Origin of the sequence: Haloplanus sp. GDY1, from assembly GCF_023703775.1 — an archaeon.
In the GTDB taxonomy this organism is placed as follows: domain Archaea; phylum Halobacteriota; class Halobacteria; order Halobacteriales; family Haloferacaceae; genus Haloplanus; species Haloplanus halophilus.
The window spans coordinates 669,107-687,860 of record NZ_CP098514.1 but is presented as its reverse complement, the minus strand read 5'-3'; the positions used below and the strand labels follow the sequence as shown (position 1 = coordinate 687,860).

Below are 18,754 nucleotides of genomic sequence, written 5' to 3'. Positions count from 1 at the left end.
CGCGTCCCGTGTCGTATGTTCGACAGGATCCTGTTCCCCACGGACGGCAGCGACGGGGCGGCCGCCGCCTTCGATCACGTCCTCGACCTGGCCGACGCCCACGACGCCACGGTGTCCGTCCTCTACGTCGCGGACACGACGCGGGACAGCGTCACGCGGATCGGCGATCAGGTGGTCGACGCGCTGGAACTCGAAGGGACGGAGATCGTCAGCGAGGCGACCGAGCGGGCGAGCGACCGCGGCGTCGCGACGGTGGCCGAGGTGTTGCAGGGCGAGCCCTACAGCACCATCGTCGACTACGCCGCGGCGAGCGACGCCGACCTGATCGTCATGCCCACCCACGGCCGCCGGGGGCTCGGACGGTTCCTCCTCGGGAGTACGACCGAACGGGTCGTCAGGCGGTCGGACGTGCCGATCCTCACGATCCGGCCGGACGAGGACGTGCGCGTCCGCCACCCCTACCGGAACGTGCTGGTGCCGACCGACGGGAGCGATCCGGCGGGGGCGGCGCTCGACCTGGCGCTCGGCGTGGTGAGCGCCGAGGCGGCGGCCCTCCACCTCCTCTCGGTGGTGGACGTGGCGAGCCTCGGGGTCGACGTCCGGGCGGACATCGCCGTCGACTCGCTGGAGGCGAGCGCGAACGAGGTGCTCGACGACGCGGAGCGGACGGCGACGGCGGCGGGCGTCGATCCGGCCGCGGCGACCGTCGAGTTCGGCACGTCCATCGCCCGTGCGATCCGGACGTACGTCGAGGAGCGGGACGTCGACCTCGTGGTCGTCGGCACCCACGGTCGGACGGGGTTCGACCGGTACGTGCTCGGGAGCGTCACCGAAAAGCTGGTGCGGACGGCCCCGGTACCGGTCCTGGCGGTTCGGGGCGCGGCGCCGGAGGCCTGAACGCCCGTGCATCTCCCGATCCGACGCCCGCGGTCGGCGGTGACCCGACGCGGACGACCCCCTCGACGGCGACGCCCGTCGCCGCGGGCCGCGGGTGCGATACCCCCCGGTGAGAACCCGGTGGCGGGCGCGATGGCTCCCGACAGTTCGGGTGGCGTGGCGTGATCGCCGACACCTTCACGCGGCTGTTCGGGACCGATCCCCTGCTCCACGGGGTCGTCGGCGGGGTCGTCATCGCGGCGTTCAACCTGCTTGGGGCGTCGCTGGTGTTCGTCTGGCGGGACCCCTCGGAGCGTGCGCTCGACGCCGCCCTCGGGTTCGCGGCCGGCGTGATGCTCGCGGCCAGTTTCACGAGCCTCATCATCCCGGGGATCGAGACGTACTCGAACGGGAACCCGCTCCCGGTCCTGTTCGGGGTGGTTCTGGGGGCGCTCTTCCTGGACCGGTCGGACGCGCTGGTTCCGCACGCCCACTACCTCGTCTCGGGGCAGCGGCGGGGCGACGCCGCGGGACCGGGTCGGTCCCTGCCCATCGACGACGAGCGGTTCGCCGGCGTCGTCCTGTTCGTCCTCGCCATCACGCTCCACAACATGCCGGAGGGGCTCGCCGTCGGCGTCGGGTTCGGGAGCGGTGACCTCGGCACGGCGATCCCGCTGATGCTCGCCATCGCCATCCAGAACGTGCCGGAGGGGCTGGCCGTGTCGGTGGCGGCGATCAACGCGGGACTGGATCGCCGGGTCTACGCCGTGTTCGCGGGGCTGCGATCCGGCGTCGTCGAGATCCCGCTGGCGATCCTCGGCGCCTACGCCGTCGGCGCGATGTCGGCGCTCCTGCCGTACGCGATGGGCTTCGCCGCGGGGGCGATGCTGTTCGTCATCAGCGACGAAATCGTCCCGGAGACACACACCCGCGGCCACGAACGCGTCGCGACCCTCGGGACGCTCGCCGGCGTGATCGTGATGCTCTATCTCGACATCTCGCTTGGATGAGACGGGGGTTTCCGGGCCGTCCCCCACCGAGAGGGCGGAATTCTCACGCGTCTGGAAAGAGGGGGGTTCATATGTCGGCAGCCGCCCTACTCGATCAACGATGAACGGGGGTACGGACCTGACGTTCCACTGCCCGGACTGTGGCGAGTCCATGGCCGTGAACGCGCCGATGCGGGAGGCGCTCTTGGAACACGGCTGTGTGGTCTGTGGGAGCGCCGTCTCGCGGAACGCGTTCTCCCCGTCCCCCCAGAGCGGCGGCGACGGCGAGGCCTGAGTCCCGTCGTGGTCGACCGGCCGCCAAGCCGAGTTGCATAAATATAAACAGCCGCCACTCCTTTCTCGGACAGACGACACGCATGACCGTGGAGCAACAGACCGTGATGACGGGCGCCGAAACCGACGCCCTCCTGGGGCGTCACGAGACCGGCGTCCTCTCGCTCGCCCGCGAGGACGAGCCCTACGCGGTGCCGATATCGTACGGGTACGACGCGGGCAGCCGCCAGTTCTGTATGCGGCTGGTGTCGACGCCGGAGAGCGGGAAGAGTCGCTTTCTCACCGACTCCCCGCAGGTCCGGTTCGTCGTGTACGAGGAGGACGGCACGACGTATCGGAGCGTCATCGCGGCCGGTCGACTCGAACGCCTTCACAAGTCGGAGCTGACGCCCGATCACGTCGAACGCTACGGGGCGGCCAAGCGCCCGCTGTTCGAGATGTGGGGCGAACCGAAGGCGGAACTGGACATCCACCTCTACGAACTCGCGCCGGAGGAGCTGAGCGGTCGCCGGATCGACATCGACCCGTAGCTCACTTCTCGAGGACGGCGTCCAGGAGCTTCGTCTGTGCGGCGCCGAGGTGTTCGCTGAACGTCGACCGCGAGATGTCGAGCGCGTCGGCCACCTCCCCCGCGTTCGCCCCCTTCGGGTGGTCGAAGTAGCCCATCTCGTGGGCGCGTTCGAGCACCTCCCGCTGTCTGGCCGTGAGTCGGCCCCGGTCGACGAACACCAGGTCGTGATCCGACGGGTCGCCCCGCGACCGGAGGAGGCGGCGGATGTCCACCGTCGGGAACTCCTCGCGGAGCGTCGTGATGACGCCCTGCAGTTCGTCCATGTCGGCGGCGTGAAAGACCAGATACAGCATGCCGTCGCGGGTGTGGACGTCGACGACCGGACAGTCGAACGCCTCGACGCACTCGCAGGGACACCCCTGTCCACGGGGCCGACTGAACCGGTAGACCGTCTTCGACCCGTAGGTGAACACGGGGTCGACGTCCGCGTCGGGCACCGAGTCGACGTCCGCGTCTTCGAGCATGAACTCCTCGGTCACGTGCCCCGACGCCTCCGGATCGAGTCCCTTCGAGACGGAGAAGGTGGGCGAACCGGCGTCCGCGGCGGCGCCCGCGACGGGACAGGTGCCGTCCGCGTCGACTTTCAGTTCCGCCCGAATCCCCGAGCCCATGACCGCCCGTTCGAGGGCCAGGACCCTAAGGCTGACTCTCCGCCTGCACCTCGCGTCATGAGTGACGGCGCCAACACGTTCGACCCCACATAAACCACCCACGATATCGTGGGTGTACACTGGTTGTCCCGGGAACGGTACGTCGACGTGACCGACGATGGCCATCGCCACCCCACATCCCCAAGACCGTTCGACCGAGGAATCGACCGTCCGCGACGCCGAGGCGGTCCAGTCGCTGCTCGACGCCCTGCAGGACCAGGACTGCCGTGCGGTACTCGACGCGACGGGCGCCGAGTCCCTGTCCGCGAGCGAACTCTCCGAGGTCTGTGACCTCCCGCTGTCGACGACGTATCGGAAACTCGACGTGCTCACCGACGTCGGGTTGCTCGAGGAGCGAACCCGGCTCTGTCCCGACGGGAAGCACGCCAGCGAGTACGTGCGCCGCGTCGAAGGGGTGGCGGTCGACGTCGACGACGACGGCTTCGAACTCACCGTGTCGCGGCGGAGCGATTCCGGGCGAACGACGCCGTGAGCCCGCTCCCCGCGTGTCACTCCGAAGGTGTGACGCCACCTACATTATTATATCTGAACGACGGAACGGGTAGTGGGTATGATACCACAAGGCACGCTTCGGGAGATGTACGCGGACATGGTGACCGCCCGCTACTACGAGGAGCGGCTTCAGGAGGAGTATCTGGAGGGAAAGCAACCGAAGTTCGACATCTCGGCCGGGCCGATACCGGGTGAACTCCACCTCGCGGCGGGACAGGAGGCGGCCGCGGCGGGGGTCTGTGCGCACCTGCGCGACGACGACACCGTCACCGCCCCCCACCGCCCCCACCACGTCGCCATCGCGAAGGGTGTCGACCTGAAGCGGATGACGGCCGAGATCTTCGGCCGCGAGACGGGGCTCGGTTCGGGGAAGGGCGGCCACATGCACCTCTTCGACCCCGAAGTCAACTTCGCCTGCAGCGGGATCATCGCGCAGGGGTGTCCGCCGGCGGCCGGTGCCGGTCTCGCGGCGAAGAAGCGCAACACCGACAGCGTCGCCGTCGCCTACCTCGGCGAGGGCGCGATCGATCAGGGCGGGTTCCTGGAGTCGCTGAACTTCGCGGCCGTCCACGACCTGCCCGTGGTCTTCGTCGTCGAGGACAACGACTGGGCGATCAGCATGCCCCAGGAGCGCGTCACGGACGTCGAGAGCGCCGCGTCCCGGGCGGGCGGGTTCGAGGTGGCCGGCGTCGCCGTCGACCACGACGACGCCGTCGCCGTCTACGAGGCCGCTCGGGAGGCTGTCGGGCGCGCCCGCGACGGGAACGGTCCGACGATCCTCTCGGTCCAGGTCCACCGCCGGATGGGTCACTTCATGGGCGACCCCGAGAGCTACCGGCCCGACGAGGACCGCGAGGCGGCGACCGAGCGCGACTCCATCGAGCGACTGGCGGCCGACCTGCGGGCCGAGGGCGTCGACGACGAGGCCCTCGCGGCCATCCGGGCGGAGGCCCACGACCGAGTGGACGAGGCCATCGAGTGGGCGAAGGGGGAACCGAACCCCGACCCCGAGGCCGCCTACGAGGACGCCTTCGTCAACCCCGCCTCGGGCGTGACCGACACGGAACCCGACTTCGACCTGGCGGAGACGGGGGGTGAGGAGCGGTGACCGTCGACCGCGAACTGACGATGAGTCGCGCCATCGTCGAGGCCATCGGGACCGAGATGCGCGAGAACGAGGAGGTGTTCTACATGGGCGAGGACGTGGCCGACTACGGCGGCATCTTCGACAGCACCCAGGGGCTCCTCGAGGAGTTCGGCCACGACCGGATCGTGGACGTGCCGATCAGCGAGACGGCCTACCTCGGCGCGGCCGTCGGCGCCGCCCAGCAGGGGATGCGCCCCATCGCGGAACTCATGTTCGTCGACTTCTTCGGCGTCGCGATGGATCAGATCTACAACAACATGGCGAAGAACACGTACATGAGCGGCGGCGCGGTGAACGTGCCGATGGTCATGACGACCGCCGTCGGCGGCACGTACAACGACGCCGCCCAGCACTCCCAGACCCTCTACGGCACCTTCGCCCACCTCCCGGGGATGAAGGTGGTCGTCCCCGCCACCGCCTACGACGCCAAGGGACTGATGCACAACGCCATCCGGGACGACGACCCGGTGGTGTACATGTACCACAAGCGCCTGATGGGCCTCGGGTGGCTGCCCGCGCCGGACGGCCCGAAGACGCCCGTCCCCGAGACGGACTACACCATCCCCTTCGGCCGCGCCGACGTGAAACGCGAGGGATCCGACGCCACCGTCGTGACCCTCGGCCTACACGTCCACCGGGCGCTCGACGCCGCCGCCGCCCTCGCCGAGGACGGCATCGAGGCCGAGGTGATCGACCTCCGGACGCTCGTGCCGCTGGACCGGGAGACGGTCATCGAGTCGGTGCGGAAGACCGGGCGACTGGTCGTCGTCGACGAGGACTACCGCTCGTTCGGGCTGACGGGCGAAATCGTCGCGAGCGTGACGGACGAGGCCCTCGACGCGCTGGAGGCGGTCGAGCGGGTGGCGCTCCCGGACGTGCCGATCCCCTACGCGCGGTCGCTGGAGACGGAGGTGATTCCGGGCGCGACGGACATCGAGGCCGCGGTCCGGGCGACCCGATGAGCGGGAGCGACCGCGTCCCCGTCGTCGCCGACGGCGACTGGAGCGACGACGTCGACGCCGAGGAGGGAGTCGTCGTCAACTGGTTCGCGACCGAGGGGCGCCGCGTCGAGGCGGGCGAGAGCCTCTGTGAGATACAGATCGAGAAGGTGAGCGTGGACGTCCTCGCGCCGGTTGCCGGGGAACTCGCCGAAATCGCCCGCGCGGAGGACGCGGAGTTCGCCGTCGGCGACACGCTCGCCTGGATCGCCCCCGACTGACATGCCCGGGTCCGACGAAGGCGACGGCCCGGCGCCGCGCACGCTCCGCGAGGAGCGCACGCCGAGCCCGATGCGACGGACCATCGCCGAGCGACTGGCCGAGAGCTACCGCGAGGCCGTCCACGTCACCGCGAGCCGCGAGGTGGACGCCGAGACGCTCGCCGGGACGGCGGACCGCGCCGGCGAGGGCGTCGCCATCACCGACGTGGTGATCCGTGCCCTCTCGGCGGCGCTGGACGCCCACCCGTCGTTCAACGCGACCTTCGAGGACGGCCGCCACCGACTCTACGAGGAGCACAACGTCGGCGTCGCCGTCGCCGTCGACGACGGCCTCGTCGCGCCGGTACTCGCGGACGTGGGGTCGAAGTCGCTCGCCGAGGTGGCGCGGGAGCGCCGCCGACTGACCGACGCCGTGCAGGCCGGCGAGCACTCGATGGCCGACCTCCGGGGCGGGACGATCACCCTGTCGAACCTCGGCCCCCTCGGCGTGGACTCCTTCACCCCGATCATCAACCCGCCGGAGGTGGCCATCCTGGGGCTGAGCCGCCTCCGGGAGCGCGCCCGCCCGGACGGGGGAGGGGGCGTCACCTTCCGCCAGGAGGTCAGGTTCGACCTGAGCTTCGACCACCGCGTCGTCGACGGCGCCGACGCGGCGCGGTTCCTCGGGACGCTCGCCGAGCGTATCGAGGTCGCCGACCGCTACCTCGACGGGTAGGCCGCCGCTCGTTCGTGGGCGAGCGCCGTCGACCGGACGTCTTCCCGTCGGGGATCAGTCGTCGCTGGACCGCCGGCGCAACGCCCACAACACGAGAAACAGGCCCTCGATCCGGGCGGCCGTGTACACCCAGGGGCGGAGCGTCACTTCGTCTTCGGTCGCCAGGTTCATCCAGAAGTCGACGACCTGACGGGGACGGAGCGTCTCGGCGACGCCGAGTGCGAGCGCGGCGATGCGGAGGAGCATACGCGAGCCGACGGTCCCGACGGTAGTAATTGTGTCGGTCGAAATACAGTATCGGCCGGGAGTCCCGAGGATTCCCGGACTCTGGGAACGATGGAGCGGTTGAACTCCGTCGGGTCGCGAGAACCACCGAGGACGCGCCGACCGACCCAACAACGAATAGACAGGACGTTCAATTGGGTGGGTGAGACGCCGACCCCGCACATGGTAGACCCAGTCACTGCAAGCCGGCTCCAGTTCGCCCTCACGACCATCGTCCACATCGTCTTCCCCGTGGTGAGCATGGGGCTCGCGCCCTTTCTCGTCTACTTCACCTGGAAGGACATCCGGACGGGGAAGCCGATATACGAGCAGTTGCGTCGGTTCTGGACCCGCATCTTCGCCGTGAGTTTCGTCGTCGGGACGGTGACCGGCATCGTCCTCGAGTTCGAGTTCGGCACCAACTTCGCCGCCTTCGCGACGACGGCCGGGCCGCTGTTCGGCGGCCCACTCGCCGTCGAGGGGATGATGGCGTTCATGCTGGAGGCCACCTTCCTCGGGGTCTTCGTCTACGGCCGGGAGCGCGTCGGCGACGCGCTCTACATGGTGTCGGCCGTCGCCGTCGGCCTCGGCACCTGGCTCTCGGCCGTCTGGATCCTGATCGCCAACTCGTGGATGCAGACCCCGCGGGGGTTCGAGATGGTCGTCGAGAACGGTCACCGGGTGGTCCACCTGACCGACCCGGTCGCCGCCTACCTCAACCCCCGATTTTTCTGGATGTTCGTCCACATGCAGAACGCGGCCGTCGAGTCCGTCGCCCTCGCCATCTGCGGGCTGAGCGCCTACTTCGTCTTCCGGCATCACGTCTGGGATCGCCCGGTCGAACACGCCGAGTTCTGGGAGACGACGCTCAAGATCGGCCTCGTCGCCCTCCTGATCACGGCGCCGCTGCAGGTGATCCACGGCGACATGTACGCACGCCACGTCTACGAGACCCAGCCCCAGAAGTTCGCGGCGATGGAGGCCGTCTGGGAGACGGACAGTTATGTCCCCGAGTACATCGTCGCCGTCCCGACGAGCGTCGAGAACCTGGTCGACCCGCGAGCGAAGGAGATATTCGGCATCGGCATCCCGGGCGGGGCGTCGTGGCTGGCGAGCGGCGGGAACCCACAGGCGACCATCCGCGGCCTAGAGGAGTTCGAGGGACCACAGCCACCCGTCGCGATCGTCTTCTGGGCGTTCCGCATGATGGTCGCGCTCGGGTTCTGGTTCGTCCTCCTCGCGTTCTGGGGCGGCTACCGCTGGTACAGGGGCGAACTCCTCGAAGACGACCTGTTGCACAAGGCGCTGATGGCCTCGGCACCGCTCGGCGTCTTCGCCGTCGAGGTGGGGTGGATCGTCACCGAGGTCGGTCGCCAGCCGTGGATCATCCAGGGGGTCATGAAGACGAGTGCGGGCGTCTCGCCCGGCCTCACCGGCGCCGAGGCGACGGCGACGCTCGTCGGCTTCGCGGGGCTGTATCTCGGCTTGCTCGCCCTCTATGGCTACGTGGTCACGCGCATCGTCCGCGCCGGGCCGCCCGACGGTGCGGACCTCCGGGCGACCGACCGAACGGAGTCGTCGACGGGAGCGACCGCCGATGACTAGCGTCGACGCGCTGTCGAGCGGCCCGCTGTTCGGCCTGCCGCTCCCCGACCTCTGGTTCGCGCTCCTGTTTTTCATCTTCGGGACCTTCCTCTTTCTCGACGGCTTCGACTTCGGCGTCGGCGCGCTCTTCGCGACCCGCGAGGACGAGGAGATCCGCGAGCAGTTCCTCGCGGCCATCGGCCCCTTCTGGGACGGCAACGAGGTGTGGCTGGTGGTGTTCGGCGGCGTCATGTTCGCCGCCTTCCCGGCCGTCTACGCCAATCTGTTCAGTCGCCACTACCTGCTCATGTTCGCCATCCTCGGGGGACTGATCCTCCGCGGCCTCGCGCCCGAGATGTACGAACAGCGCCACGACGAGCGGTGGCAGAGGTGGTGGGGGCGTTCCTTCGTCGCGGGCAGCGTCGCCACTCCCTTCCTCCTCGGGATGTTCACCGCGAACTGGCTGCTCGGGGCGACGGCGCTCGTCACGCCCGCGGGCCTCCTCGCCGGCCTGACCGTCGTCGCGCTCACCGTCGTCGACGGGGTGGCGTTCCTGCGCCTGAAGACCCGCGGCGACCTGCGGGCGGACCTGCGGGCCGACGGCCACCGCGCGCTGGTGGCGTACCTGGTGCTGGTGGTCGTCACGCTCGCCGCGCTCTACGCCCTCGCGCCGGACCTGCGGGCGGCGATGCGGTCGCCGGCCGTGCTGGGACTGGTCGCCGCCACGCTCCTCCTCGCGGCCGGCTACGCCGTCGCGACACACCGGGATCGGTACTACGCCGCCTTCGTCGCCGCGGCCGGACTGGTCTTCGCGCTCGTCGCCGTGATCGCGGTTCTGCTCTACCCGTCGGTCGACCCCGCGACGGGACTGACCGTCGAGGCGGCCATCGTCCCGACGCTCTCGCTCAACCTCATGTCGATCGGGGCGGCGCTCCTGCTCCCCCTCGTGTTCGCCTACTTCGCCGTCCTCTACTCGGCGTTCAGCGGGCCGATCGAGGCGGGGGAGTCGTACTGATGCCCGACGAGGCGGCGCCGGACCCGCCGCGACTCGCCTCCCGGATCCTCGTGACGTGGCTCGAACTCACCGTCGTCGGCATCACCGGCGGCGTGATCGGGGGGTCGCTCGGCGGCCCGCCGGGGTTCGTCGTCTACCTCGTCACGACGCTGCTCAGCGTCGCCGTCCTCCTCCACAACGTGAACCGACTCGTCGCGGCCTGGGTGCGAGCGGACGACACGGACGGGTGAGGGTCCCACTCCGGGAGTGATGCATTTCACCGTGGATACCCTACAGTACGACATGACCACCGACGCCGACGGCGGCCGGTTCGCGGATCGCACCGAGGCGGGCCGACGGCTGGCGACCGAACTCCGGAATCGGGGGGTCGAGGCCGACGTCGTCCTCGCGATTCCGCGGGGCGGGTTGCCGCTCGGGCGGGCCGTGGCCGACGCCCTCGACGCGACGCTCGACGTCGTTGCCGCCTCGAAGATCGGTGCCCCCGGCAACCCGGAGTACGCCATCGGCGCCGTCGGCAGCGACGGGAGCGCGTGGCTCGACGAGGACGTCATCGACCGTCTCGGCGTGAGCGACGCGTACGTCGAACGCGAGCGCGAACGGGAGGCCCGGGCGGCCCGCGAGAAGGCGTCGCGCTACCGGAGCGACCGGCCGGCGCCCGACCTGACCGGACGGTCGGTCGTCGTGGTCGACGACGGCGCCGCGACGGGGGCGACCGCCATCGCCGCGCTCCGCCTCGTGCGAGCGAGGGACGCGGCGCGGGTCGTCCTCGCGATACCCGTCGCGCCACCCGACACGGTGGAGCGACTCGAACGCGAGGCGGACGCCGTGATCTGCCTCGAAACGCCCGCCGACTTCCGGGCGGTCGGCGGGTTCTACGACCGGTTCGACCAGGTGAGCGACGAGGAGGCGATGGCGTATCTCGACGACGGCCCCTGACTCGCCCGCCCGTTCCCACCCTTCAGGAACGACCGTGCGGAATTTCAGTTAGGAGACCGTCAGGTGTCGACACGGATGACCCGACGAAACCCGTTCGACGACATCGAGGACCTGTTCGAGCGAATGCAGGAGAACTTCGAGAACGCGGCGCGGATGTGGGACCCGGAGGACCTCGAAGGTGGGTTGCCGCGGCCGGCGGCGACGGGCATGAGCGTCGACCTCGAAGACACGGGGGAGGAACTCGTGTTGACGGGCGACCTGCCCGGCTTCGAGACCGAGGACATCGACGTGCGGGTGACCGAGCGGACGCTGCGGATCGCCGCCGAACGTGACGAGACGACCGAGTCCGAGGAGGGGGAGTACGTCCGGCGCGAGCGCCGCCACGCCTCCGTCTCGCGGTCGATCGACCTCCCCGCGTCCGTCGACGAGGAGGGGATCACCGCCACGTACAACAACGGGGTGTTGACGGTGCGGATGCCGAAGGCGGAGCCGGACTCGCGCGGCACTCGGATCGACGTGAACTGAACGGCGGGGCGTCGAGCGCCCGTCGGGGGCGTCTCCGGACCGGGATGGCGAACTGCCGGCGGACCCAGCATCCGTCGGGGATCAGCCGGACTCGCGGAACGCCCGAATCCCGTCGAGCGTCGGCACGCCGTTCCGCGCACCGGCCTCGCGGGTGGCGAGCGACCCGGCGACCGTCGCCACTGCGACCGCCTCGCGGAGCGGGTCCCCCGCCGCGAGTCGCGCCGCCAGCGCGCCGTTCAGGGCGTCGCCGGCGCCGGTCGTGTCGACCGGATCGACCGTCGGGGGCGCGACCGAGAACAGGCGCTCGCCCGCCCGCTCGACGACGACCGGGTCGCCGCCGCGCTTGCGAACGACGACCCCACCGAAGCCGTCGAGAGCGCCGTCGAGCGCCGCGTACTCGGCCGCGTTCGGCGTGCAGTAATCCACCGCCTCGCAGGAGAGCAGCGGCGCCACCCCCTCGGGGGGCGCCGGGTCGAGGACCACCGTCGGCCGGTCCGGTTCGTCCGCCAGGTCGGCGAGCAGCGCCGCCACCGGCGCGACCGGAATCTCGTTTTGCAGGAGGAGGCAGTCGGCGCCGACGATGGCGTCGTACCGTCCCCGGACGTACGAGTCGTCGACGGCCGCGTTTGCGCCCGGGCGGACGACGATCCGGTTGTCGCCCGACGCCTCGACGAACACGTAAGCCGTCCCGGTCGGCGCGTCGGCCGTCCCGACGCCGTCGGCGTCGACGCCGTCGTCGGCGAGTGCCGGGAGCACGCCGTACGCCGCGTGATCCCGACCGACCTTGCCGAACATCGTCGTCTCGGCGCCGGCACGCGACGCCGCGACGGCCTGGTTCGCTCCCTTCCCCCCGTGGCGAACCTCGTCGGCGTCGACGTCGAAGTCGTCGGGGAGCGTCTCGACCCGGACGGTGTGTCCGCGCTCCGGGAACCAGTCGAACCGCTCGGCGAACGCCGCCAGGTCGCCGACCGTCGCCGAGACGACGCGGTCCACGTTGATGCTTCCGAGACTCGCCACGCGACCCATGCCGATCCCACCCGTCCGCCGGCCACCTATACGTTCGGGTCGGACCCACCTCCGTTCGTCGCACCTGACACGTCCACCGTGTCGAGTGGAACGGCCGACTGGAGCGCCGTCGCGGTCGGACTCGGCCACCTCCGGTGGACGGATTCCCTCGACGTGACAATCGTAACCAACGTTTATCTCATTCCCGAAACGAGAGGTAACTGCCATGTCAATCCTGGCTGCCGTCGACGACGCGGACGAGTCCCGTGTGGTACAGCGTGGCTACGAACTCGCACAGGCGTTCGGAGAGGAACTGGTCGTGCTCAACGTCCAGCCGGAGACCGAGGCGGTGTCGGCCGCGGAGGAAATCGCCACCAACGCGATCCGCCTGGCGCTCGACGACCCCGAGAACGTCACCGCCGCGGGGGCGCTGGGGGATCCGGCCGCGCGCATTCTCCGCGAGGCCGAGGACCGAGACGCCAGTTACATCGTCCTCGGGCCGCGGAAACAGACGCCGATCGGCAAGGCGCTGATGGGCAGCGTCTCGCAGCTCGTCCTGTTGAACGCGGACTGCACCGTCGCGTTCGTCTCCGAGGAGTAGGGTCGCCGGCGCGGACGGTTCTTTTCGCCGGACGCGAGTCGTCCACAACCTATTGGGTCGTGGGACGAGAGGGTCCGGACCGAGATGGTCCTTCCGACGGGGAACTGGCTGGGGACGGGCGAAGCACTCGCGTTGCTCGTCGTCCTCGGGCTCACGACGGCTGGCACGCTCTCGCTGTTCGCCGTCGCGCTGGTGGCGGCGCGACGCCGCCGGTCGCGGTCGTACACCCTGCTGACGGTGGCCATCGGGCTGCTCGTCGTCCGATCGATCGTCGGGATCGGGACGGTCCTCGGGCGGATCCCGATGGTCGTCCACCACCTCGTCGAACACACGACCGACCTCGCCATCGCCGTGTTGATCCTGACGGCCGCGTACCTCGTCACCGGGGGCGGCGGTCCCTCTCGATGACGTTTTCGACGAGTACACCACGGGAGCTTTGACGCCCGCCGATCAAGCACGACCATGACGCGACACGCGTCCGCCGGGCCGACCCGGCGGCGAGTCCTGTGCTGCGTGGCGGCCGCCGTCTCCCTCGCGGGGTGTTCGGGGTCGACGGACCGGCCGGCCGCCGTCTCGCTTTCCGGCGCCGGCGGGTGCGACCAGTGCGGGATGGTCGTCGACCGCCAGTCCGGGCCGTCGGGACAGACCTACTACCGCGAGCACAGTCCCGAGGGCCACGACCCGCCGGCCCGCTTCTGCAGTACGGTCTGTACCTTCCGACATCGGTTCGCGACCGAGCGCCGCGGGTGGCGGCCGCGGGTCACCTACCTGACCGACTACTCGACGGTCGACTACGCGGTCCGCGAGGCGAACGGCGACCGCGTCCTCTCGGCCCACCTCGACGCCGAGGCGTTCGGAGCCACCGAGGAGTTGCGCGTGGTGGCCGGGTCGGGGGTGGAGGGAGCGATGGGGCCGGCGCTGGTGCCGTTCGGCGACGACGGCGACGCCGAGGCGTTCGCGGCGGCGTACGGGGGGGAGATCGTCGACGCCGAGGGGATCTCCCGCGAACTCGTGGCGCGTGGGTAGGCCGATTCCCAGCGAGTGGGAATCGACGAGAGGCGATTGTCCCGTCGGCACAATATCACGGCCATGACCGACGTCCGCCGACGGGTCCGCGACCACGTCCGGCGCAATCCCGGCGTGCACTTCAACCAACTCGTACGGAACCTGGACATCGCGACCGGGCAGGCGCAGTACCACCTCCGACGGCTCGGCCGGAGCGGCGACGTCGTCGCCGAGCGCATCCGGGGACGCACCCACTACTTCGACACCGAGTACGACGCCTGGGAGCGACGGGTGCTCTCGCTGTATCGCCGCGAGACGGCGCGCGAACTCATCACCCATCTCGTCGAGGACGGACGGCTCCCGGCGTCGACGCTCGCGGACCGACTCGACCTGGCGCGCAGCACCGTCTCCTGGCACGTCGACACGCTCGAAGACGCCGGGGTCGTCGAGCGGTCCTACGGCGACCGTGGACGGGTCGAGGTGTCGCTCACGCGCCCGTCGGAGACGGTGGCGCTCCTCCAGGCGGTCACGCCGTCGCTCTCGGACCGCCTCGTCGACCGGTTCATGCGCTTGGTCGACGCCGGTCTCCACGGCGCCGAGGCCGAGGACTGAGCGGCGTACGGCGACTCACCGGCGTCCCGTCCGGACGGCGAGCGTCGCGACGGCCAGGGAGCCGACGCCCCAGACGCAGAGGCTCCCGACCGCGGCCGGCACCGAGACGAACGCGGAGCGACCGGTGAAGGCAACGTAGAGCACCGTCTCGAAGACCAGCCCACGGTAGGCGCTCGACGGCGAGAGCGCGAGCAGGGCGTCGAGCCCCACGCCGACGTCGCCCGTCACGGCGCCGAAGACGGCGACGTCGGCGCCGACGACCACGACCAGCAGACCGACGAGCGCGAGGAGGATGGCCCGCCGCCGCGACCCGGCGACCGACGAGAGCGCGACGGCGAGGGCGAGGGCGACGAGCGCGAGCGCCGCCGTCAGCGCCAGAAAGCGGACGAACAGGAGCGGCGAGTCGACGCCGCGGTGCGTGGCGAAGACGGTCGTCGAGGGGGCGGCCGTCGTCGCGACGTGGAGGCCGAGCGCCGCCAGCGGAACCAGCACGACCGCCAGAAGCGCCACCGCGCGACCGGCGTAGACGCCGCCGACGTACGACGGCGCGGGGAGCGGGTAGGTGGCCAGCACCTCCAGCCGTCCCCGCTCGGCGTCGTCCGCGACGGCCCGGTAGCCGACGGCGAACGCGACGGCGGGCACCAGCACCTCGACGATCAGCAACACGTCGACGACCGTCGGGACGTAGCCCGCCGAGGGGCCGTCGCCCGCGAGAGCCACGCCGAAGACGACGAGCGTCACGGCCAGTCCGAGGAGGGCGTAGGTCGGGCTGCGCGACGCCGCGCGCACCTCGCGGGCGAACACCGCCCAGAACGCGCCGAGCGGACCGGTCATTCGTCCCCCCGCGTGCGAACGGCGACGGAGCCCTCGTCGCCGCCGACGAGCGCCGTGAACGTCTCGTGGAGCGGGCCGCCGGTCCGCTCTCGGAGTTCGGCGGGCGATCCGGCCGCGACGACCGCCCCCCGGTCGAGGACGACGATCCGATCGGCCGTCCGCTCGACCAGGGGGAGGTCGTGGGAGGTGACGACGACGGCGTGGTCCGCCTCGGCCAGCCCCTCCACGACGCCGAACACCCGTCGGCTCATCCCCGGATCGAGGCCGCTCGCTGGCTCGTCGAGGGCGAGAACCGGAGGGTCGCCGGCGAGCGCCTGCGCGATGCCGAGCAGCCGCGTCATCCCCCCCGAGAGCGCTTCGACGCGCCGGTCCGCCACCGCCGAGAGCCCGACCCGGTCGAGCAGGGCCGCCGGGTCGTCGTCGACGAGGCGAGCGTAGAACGACGCCGTCTCCATGGCCGTGAAGCCCGGCCGGAAGGTCGGCTCCTGTGGCAGGTAGCCGAGCGGTCGAGTCGCCGGCGGGCCCTCGTAGTCGACCGCTCCAGCCGTCGGGTCGAGCAGCCCCGCGAGGACCCGGAGAAGCGTCGTCTTCCCCGAGCCGTTCGGCCCGATCAGGGCGACGACCGACCCCGCCGGCACCGACAGCGACACGTCCGAGAGCGCGGTCACGTCGCCGAAGGTCCGGGTCACGTCCGTCGCGCGCAGCGACGACTCCCCCGTCACGCCTCCACCCCCTGCGGGTCGCTCCCGTTGCGGGCGCGAGCGAGCAGTTCCGGGTTCGCCGGACGGGCCAGCGGCGCCGTGTCGACGATGCTCGCCTTCCGGAAGCCGGGCGTGGTGCCGCGGAGCGCGCGAACTCCCCTGATCGTGGGCGACGCACTCAGCGTCATCGCCGCGTCGGTCCGGTGGAGTCGACGGTCCAGCGGGTCGGTCGGCGAGTACGCCCGGTCGAGCGTCCGGCTCTCGCCGAGGGTCGTGTCGTAGGCGCCCTCCCAGTAGTTCCCGCGGCCCTCGTGGGTGAAGATCCGGAGCGGCCCCGGCCCCGCCGTCGCGTGTCGGTCGTTCGCCACGAAGTCGTTGCCGTACACCCGGTTCGAGGGAACCACCGTCGAGGCGGCGAATCCCACCGCGTTGTCGTAGGCCACGTTGCCCGTGAACGTCGTCCTCGTCGCGTAGGTCACGAGCCCCCGGTCGGTGTCGGCGACCACGTTGTCCGCGACGTAGCTATCCGCGCCGCCGACGAAGATGCCGCCGCTGGCGTCGCGCACGTCGTTGCCGACGATGGCGTTGCCCGACGGGCGCGTCATGACGATCACGCCACTCGACGCCTGGCCGCGTGCCACGTTGTCGGCGATCAGCGTATCCGACGTGTACATCAGGTGGACGCCGAATCGCTGATCGAGGAAGGTGTTGTTCCGGACGACGGTGCCCGCCGCGCGGTGGAGGTAGACGCCGTCGCGGCCCCCCTGGACGCGCGAGTCCTGGACGACGACCGGGTCGTGCATCGCGACGACGCCCATGAACCCGTCGAGCCACTCGGCGGAGCCGTAGACGGTCAGCCCCTCGACGACCGCACCCGGGACGCGGCGGAGGCGGACGCCGTTCGCCGGCGTGTGGATCGTCACGTTCCGGACGTACAGCCGGGAGACGTTCGTCGCGGCGACGCCCGCGTCGCCGGCGCCGTAGCCGCGCTGAATCCGGGCGTCCCAGTCGTCGCTCCCCTCGGCGCTCCCGTTCGCTCGGGTCGCGTTGCCGACGCCGCGGATCGTGAATCCGGTCACCGCCACGTCGTCTGCCCTCACGTCGACGACCGTCCCGTTCCCGCCGCCGTCGAGCGTCGCGCCCCGACCACGGAGAGTGAGCGACCGGTTCACCACGACGCGTTCGGCGTAGCGACCCGGTGGGACGACGACGGTCGTGTTCGGCGGTGCCGCCTCGATCCCCGCTCGGATCGTCGGCGCGTCCCGCCCCACCACGACCGACACCTCGCGGTCGAGCAACTCCCGCGCGGCCGCCGCCCGGCGATCGGCCGAATCCCGGCGGTCGTCGACCGTCGCCCGCACGCCGGCCGCGGCGGTCGCCGGCGGCGGATCGCGACGGAGTCCGTCCCAGTCGACGACCCGCCCGCCGCAGCCGTCGGCGAAGGCGACCGCGTCCGCGGCCGTCGAGAACGGGACGACCACCGGATTCCCGGCGACCTGCGCGTCGCTCCCGACGACGAACCGGGCGTCGGTCACCGACACCCAGTCCGGGTTCGTCGCCGTCCGCAGGGTGCCGTCGTCGGCACAGCGCGGCGACCGTCCCGCGTAGTCCGAGACGTAGACCGCGAGGGGGTAGCCGAACTGCCGCTCCCGTCCGGGGTCGTCGAGCGCCGCGACGGCCTCGGCGACACCCGCGTAGCCGATCACGTACTGATACTGCGAGTAGAACACCTCGACGCGGGGGACGGAGGCGCCGCGGTGTTCGGCCACCCGTTCGGCCTCGGACGCGACGCCGAGTTTCACCGTCTCCCCGTAGGCCACCGGGTCGGGACGAGCCGATCCGAGGTCGACCGCGAAGGCCCCGAGCGACGCGCCCAGCAAGAGGAGCGTACACGTCGCCGCCGCCACCTGCCACGTCCGCGTATCCCCCGACGTCATCGACCGGACGTAATCGAGGGCGGGTTATACGTCGTCTGGTGTGTGTCTCTAGACGCCTCAGCCCTGATACTCCGCGTAACTGACGCAGTAGCCCTCGGGCGCGACCGTCCCGGCGACGATGGCACACGCGCCCATCCCGTCGCCGTTCTTGTCCTCGATGTAGAACCGGCAGTCCGAACACTGCTGGCCGTCCCGTGGCTCGGGCTGGTAGTTCACCGCGGACTGCGAGGAGAGCGAGTCGGGATTGCGCTGGGTGCCGCCGATGCTCGTCGCCGTCCGGTACGCGGAGGGAACGGTGTCGCCGCCACCGCCGCCGGCGGTGGCCGTCGCAGTCGCCGTCGCCGTGGCGGTGGCCGTCGCCGTCTCCTCCTCCCCGCCACCGCCTCCGCCGCCTCCCGAACAGCCGGCGAGGCCGGCCGCGAGGCCGCTACCAACCAGAGTGAGGAGTCGACGCCGTTCGGTGTCCGCCAGTCGGTCATCCATGGTCATCCGTTATGTTTCTTCCCATGAATAAACTCTGGTGCAAGTGTCAAAACGTGCGAGGGGCCGGGTCGGGATACCGACCTTTTTGGTAGCGTCCCGTCTACGACCGCGGGAGGGCGTGTGGCCTAGTGGATAGGGCGAGAGGTTCCTAACCTCTAGATCGCGGGTTCGAATCCCGCCACGCCCGTTTTCTGATCGAGCGAAGCGAGATCGAAAACGGAGATCGGGATTCGAATCAGGGAGCAAATCTTCGATTTGCGACCGTGGTTCGAATCCCG

25 protein-coding genes and 1 tRNA gene are annotated in these 18,754 nt (G+C 70.8%); 19 read left to right on the top strand and 7 right to left on the bottom strand.

Features of this window, described 5'->3' with window-relative positions; all coding sequences use genetic code 11:
- Nucleotides 1-15 precede the first annotated feature (15 nt).
- The 4 genes from NBT67_RS03800 to NBT67_RS03785 all read left to right on the top strand — a co-directional run bounded on the left by NBT67_RS03800 (nt 16) and on the right by NBT67_RS03785 (nt 2,689).
- Complete coding sequence (locus tag NBT67_RS03800) at nt 16-897, top strand: universal stress protein (protein ID WP_251343480.1); 882 nt, start codon at nt 16-18, stop codon at nt 895-897.
- 161 nt (nt 898-1,058) lie between these two features.
- Entirely contained in the window at nt 1,059-1,886 is an 828-nt protein-coding gene (locus NBT67_RS03795; RefSeq protein ID WP_251343479.1) for a ZIP family metal transporter, read from the top strand.
- A 100-nt stretch (nt 1,887-1,986) separates the two neighbouring features.
- Nucleotides 1,987-2,160: a DUF7560 family zinc ribbon protein gene (locus NBT67_RS03790; protein ID WP_251343478.1), complete on the top strand. Its 174-nt coding sequence runs from the start codon at nt 1,987-1,989 to the stop codon at nt 2,158-2,160.
- Between the two features lie 82 nt (nt 2,161-2,242).
- Nucleotides 2,243-2,689: a pyridoxamine 5'-phosphate oxidase family protein gene (locus NBT67_RS03785; RefSeq protein ID WP_251343477.1), complete on the top strand. Its 447-nt coding sequence runs from the start codon at nt 2,243-2,245 to the stop codon at nt 2,687-2,689.
- A gap of 1 nt (nt 2,690) precedes the next feature.
- On the opposite strand, the gene NBT67_RS03780 is transcribed toward NBT67_RS03785, so the two are convergent.
- Nucleotides 2,691-3,341 (bottom strand): helix-turn-helix domain-containing protein, encoded by a 651-nt coding sequence (locus NBT67_RS03780; RefSeq protein ID WP_251343476.1) that lies wholly within the window; start codon nt 3,339-3,341, stop codon nt 2,691-2,693.
- Nucleotides 3,342-3,498: 157 nt separating this feature from the next.
- Here NBT67_RS03780 and NBT67_RS03775 point away from each other — a divergent pair, with 157 nt between their 5' ends.
- The 5 genes from NBT67_RS03775 (at nt 3,499) to NBT67_RS03755 (ending at nt 6,974) form a co-directional block, all read left to right on the top strand.
- Entirely contained in the window at nt 3,499-3,873 is a 375-nt protein-coding gene (locus NBT67_RS03775; protein WP_251343475.1) for a winged helix-turn-helix domain-containing protein, read from the top strand.
- Nucleotides 3,874-3,978: 105 nt separating this feature from the next.
- Nucleotides 3,979-5,001 (top strand): thiamine pyrophosphate-dependent dehydrogenase E1 component subunit alpha, encoded by a 1,023-nt coding sequence (locus tag NBT67_RS03770; protein WP_343218029.1) that lies wholly within the window; start codon nt 3,979-3,981, stop codon nt 4,999-5,001.
- 20 nt (nt 5,002-5,021) lie between these two features.
- Nucleotides 5,022-6,002, top strand: a complete 981-nt coding sequence (locus NBT67_RS03765; protein ID WP_343218028.1) for an alpha-ketoacid dehydrogenase subunit beta — start codon at nt 5,022-5,024, stop codon at nt 6,000-6,002.
- Complete coding sequence (locus NBT67_RS03760; protein ID WP_251343472.1) at nt 5,999-6,259, top strand: lipoyl domain-containing protein; 261 nt, start codon at nt 5,999-6,001, stop codon at nt 6,257-6,259. Before NBT67_RS03765 ends, NBT67_RS03760 begins: the two co-directional genes overlap by 4 nt.
- Nucleotide 6,260: 1 nt before the next feature.
- Nucleotides 6,261-6,974, top strand: coding sequence for a 2-oxo acid dehydrogenase subunit E2 (locus NBT67_RS03755; RefSeq protein WP_251343471.1), 714 nt, complete (start codon nt 6,261-6,263; stop codon nt 6,972-6,974).
- A gap of 54 nt (nt 6,975-7,028) precedes the next feature.
- Here NBT67_RS03755 and NBT67_RS03750 read toward each other — a convergent pair whose 3' ends face one another.
- Complete coding sequence (locus NBT67_RS03750) at nt 7,029-7,220, bottom strand: hypothetical protein (RefSeq protein ID WP_251343470.1); 192 nt, start codon at nt 7,218-7,220, stop codon at nt 7,029-7,031.
- A 201-nt stretch (nt 7,221-7,421) separates the two neighbouring features.
- On the opposite strand from NBT67_RS03750, the gene NBT67_RS03745 reads away from it, so the two are divergent.
- The 5 genes from NBT67_RS03745 to NBT67_RS03725 all read left to right on the top strand — a co-directional run bounded on the left by NBT67_RS03745 (nt 7,422) and on the right by NBT67_RS03725 (nt 11,298).
- Entirely contained in the window at nt 7,422-8,843 is a 1,422-nt protein-coding gene (locus tag NBT67_RS03745; protein WP_251343469.1) for a cytochrome ubiquinol oxidase subunit I, read from the top strand.
- Complete coding sequence (gene cydB / locus NBT67_RS03740) at nt 8,836-9,837, top strand: cytochrome d ubiquinol oxidase subunit II (protein ID WP_251343468.1); 1,002 nt, start codon at nt 8,836-8,838, stop codon at nt 9,835-9,837. Before NBT67_RS03745 ends, cydB begins: the two co-directional genes overlap by 8 nt.
- Nucleotides 9,837-10,067, top strand: a complete 231-nt coding sequence (locus NBT67_RS03735) for a hypothetical protein (protein WP_251343467.1) — start codon at nt 9,837-9,839, stop codon at nt 10,065-10,067. Before cydB ends, NBT67_RS03735 begins: the two co-directional genes overlap by 1 nt.
- A 52-nt stretch (nt 10,068-10,119) precedes the next feature.
- Nucleotides 10,120-10,773 carry a phosphoribosyltransferase gene (locus tag NBT67_RS03730; protein ID WP_251343466.1) on the top strand — a complete coding sequence of 218 codons (654 nt, stop codon included), beginning with the start codon at nt 10,120-10,122 and terminating at the stop codon, nt 10,771-10,773.
- A 75-nt stretch (nt 10,774-10,848) separates the two neighbouring features.
- Nucleotides 10,849-11,298: an Hsp20/alpha crystallin family protein gene (locus tag NBT67_RS03725; protein ID WP_251343465.1), complete on the top strand. Its 450-nt coding sequence runs from the start codon at nt 10,849-10,851 to the stop codon at nt 11,296-11,298.
- 81 nt (nt 11,299-11,379) lie between these two features.
- Here the strand turns inward: NBT67_RS03725 and NBT67_RS03720 are convergent, their stop codons facing one another.
- Nucleotides 11,380-12,324 (bottom strand): PfkB family carbohydrate kinase, encoded by a 945-nt coding sequence (locus NBT67_RS03720; protein ID WP_251343464.1) that lies wholly within the window; start codon nt 12,322-12,324, stop codon nt 11,380-11,382.
- Between the two features lie 205 nt (nt 12,325-12,529).
- On the opposite strand from NBT67_RS03720, the gene NBT67_RS03715 reads away from it, so the two are divergent.
- The 4 genes from NBT67_RS03715 (at nt 12,530) to NBT67_RS03700 (ending at nt 14,521) form a co-directional block, all read left to right on the top strand.
- Nucleotides 12,530-12,904: a universal stress protein gene (locus NBT67_RS03715; RefSeq protein WP_251343463.1), complete on the top strand. Its 375-nt coding sequence runs from the start codon at nt 12,530-12,532 to the stop codon at nt 12,902-12,904.
- 84 nt (nt 12,905-12,988) lie between these two features.
- Nucleotides 12,989-13,312 carry a DUF7471 family protein gene (locus NBT67_RS03710; RefSeq protein ID WP_251343462.1) on the top strand — a complete coding sequence of 108 codons (324 nt, stop codon included), beginning with the start codon at nt 12,989-12,991 and terminating at the stop codon, nt 13,310-13,312.
- 54 nt (nt 13,313-13,366) lie between these two features.
- On the top strand, nt 13,367-13,930 hold the full coding sequence (locus NBT67_RS03705) for a nitrous oxide reductase accessory protein NosL (RefSeq protein WP_251343461.1): 564 nt from the start codon (nt 13,367-13,369) through the stop codon (nt 13,928-13,930).
- A gap of 63 nt (nt 13,931-13,993) precedes the next feature.
- Complete coding sequence (locus NBT67_RS03700; protein WP_251343460.1) at nt 13,994-14,521, top strand: winged helix-turn-helix transcriptional regulator; 528 nt, start codon at nt 13,994-13,996, stop codon at nt 14,519-14,521.
- Nucleotides 14,522-14,536: 15 nt separating this feature from the next.
- Here the strand turns inward: NBT67_RS03700 and NBT67_RS03695 are convergent, their stop codons facing one another.
- From NBT67_RS03695 to NBT67_RS03680, 4 genes are read right to left on the bottom strand one after another with little or no spacing between them, the layout of a single operon-like run.
- Nucleotides 14,537-15,355 carry an ABC transporter permease subunit gene (locus NBT67_RS03695; RefSeq protein ID WP_251343459.1) on the bottom strand — a complete coding sequence of 273 codons (819 nt, stop codon included), beginning with the start codon at nt 15,353-15,355 and terminating at the stop codon, nt 14,537-14,539.
- The gene (locus NBT67_RS03690) at nt 15,352-16,077 is read right to left on the bottom strand and encodes an ABC transporter ATP-binding protein (RefSeq protein WP_251343458.1); all 726 of its coding nucleotides are present in this window, start codon (nt 16,075-16,077) and stop codon (nt 15,352-15,354) included. The genes NBT67_RS03695 and NBT67_RS03690 overlap by 4 nt, the downstream gene beginning before the upstream one ends.
- The gene (locus NBT67_RS03685; protein ID WP_251343457.1) at nt 16,074-17,993 is read right to left on the bottom strand and encodes a NosD domain-containing protein; all 1,920 of its coding nucleotides are present in this window, start codon (nt 17,991-17,993) and stop codon (nt 16,074-16,076) included. The genes NBT67_RS03690 and NBT67_RS03685 overlap by 4 nt, the downstream gene beginning before the upstream one ends.
- Before the next feature lie 57 nt (nt 17,994-18,050).
- Entirely contained in the window at nt 18,051-18,476 is a 426-nt protein-coding gene (locus tag NBT67_RS03680) for a high-potential iron-sulfur protein (RefSeq protein WP_251343456.1), read from the bottom strand.
- 114 nt (nt 18,477-18,590) lie between these two features.
- Here NBT67_RS03680 and NBT67_RS03675 point away from each other — a divergent pair.
- Nucleotides 18,591-18,663: transfer RNA gene (locus NBT67_RS03675), tRNA-Arg, on the top strand.
- Nucleotides 18,664-18,754 lie beyond the last annotated feature (91 nt).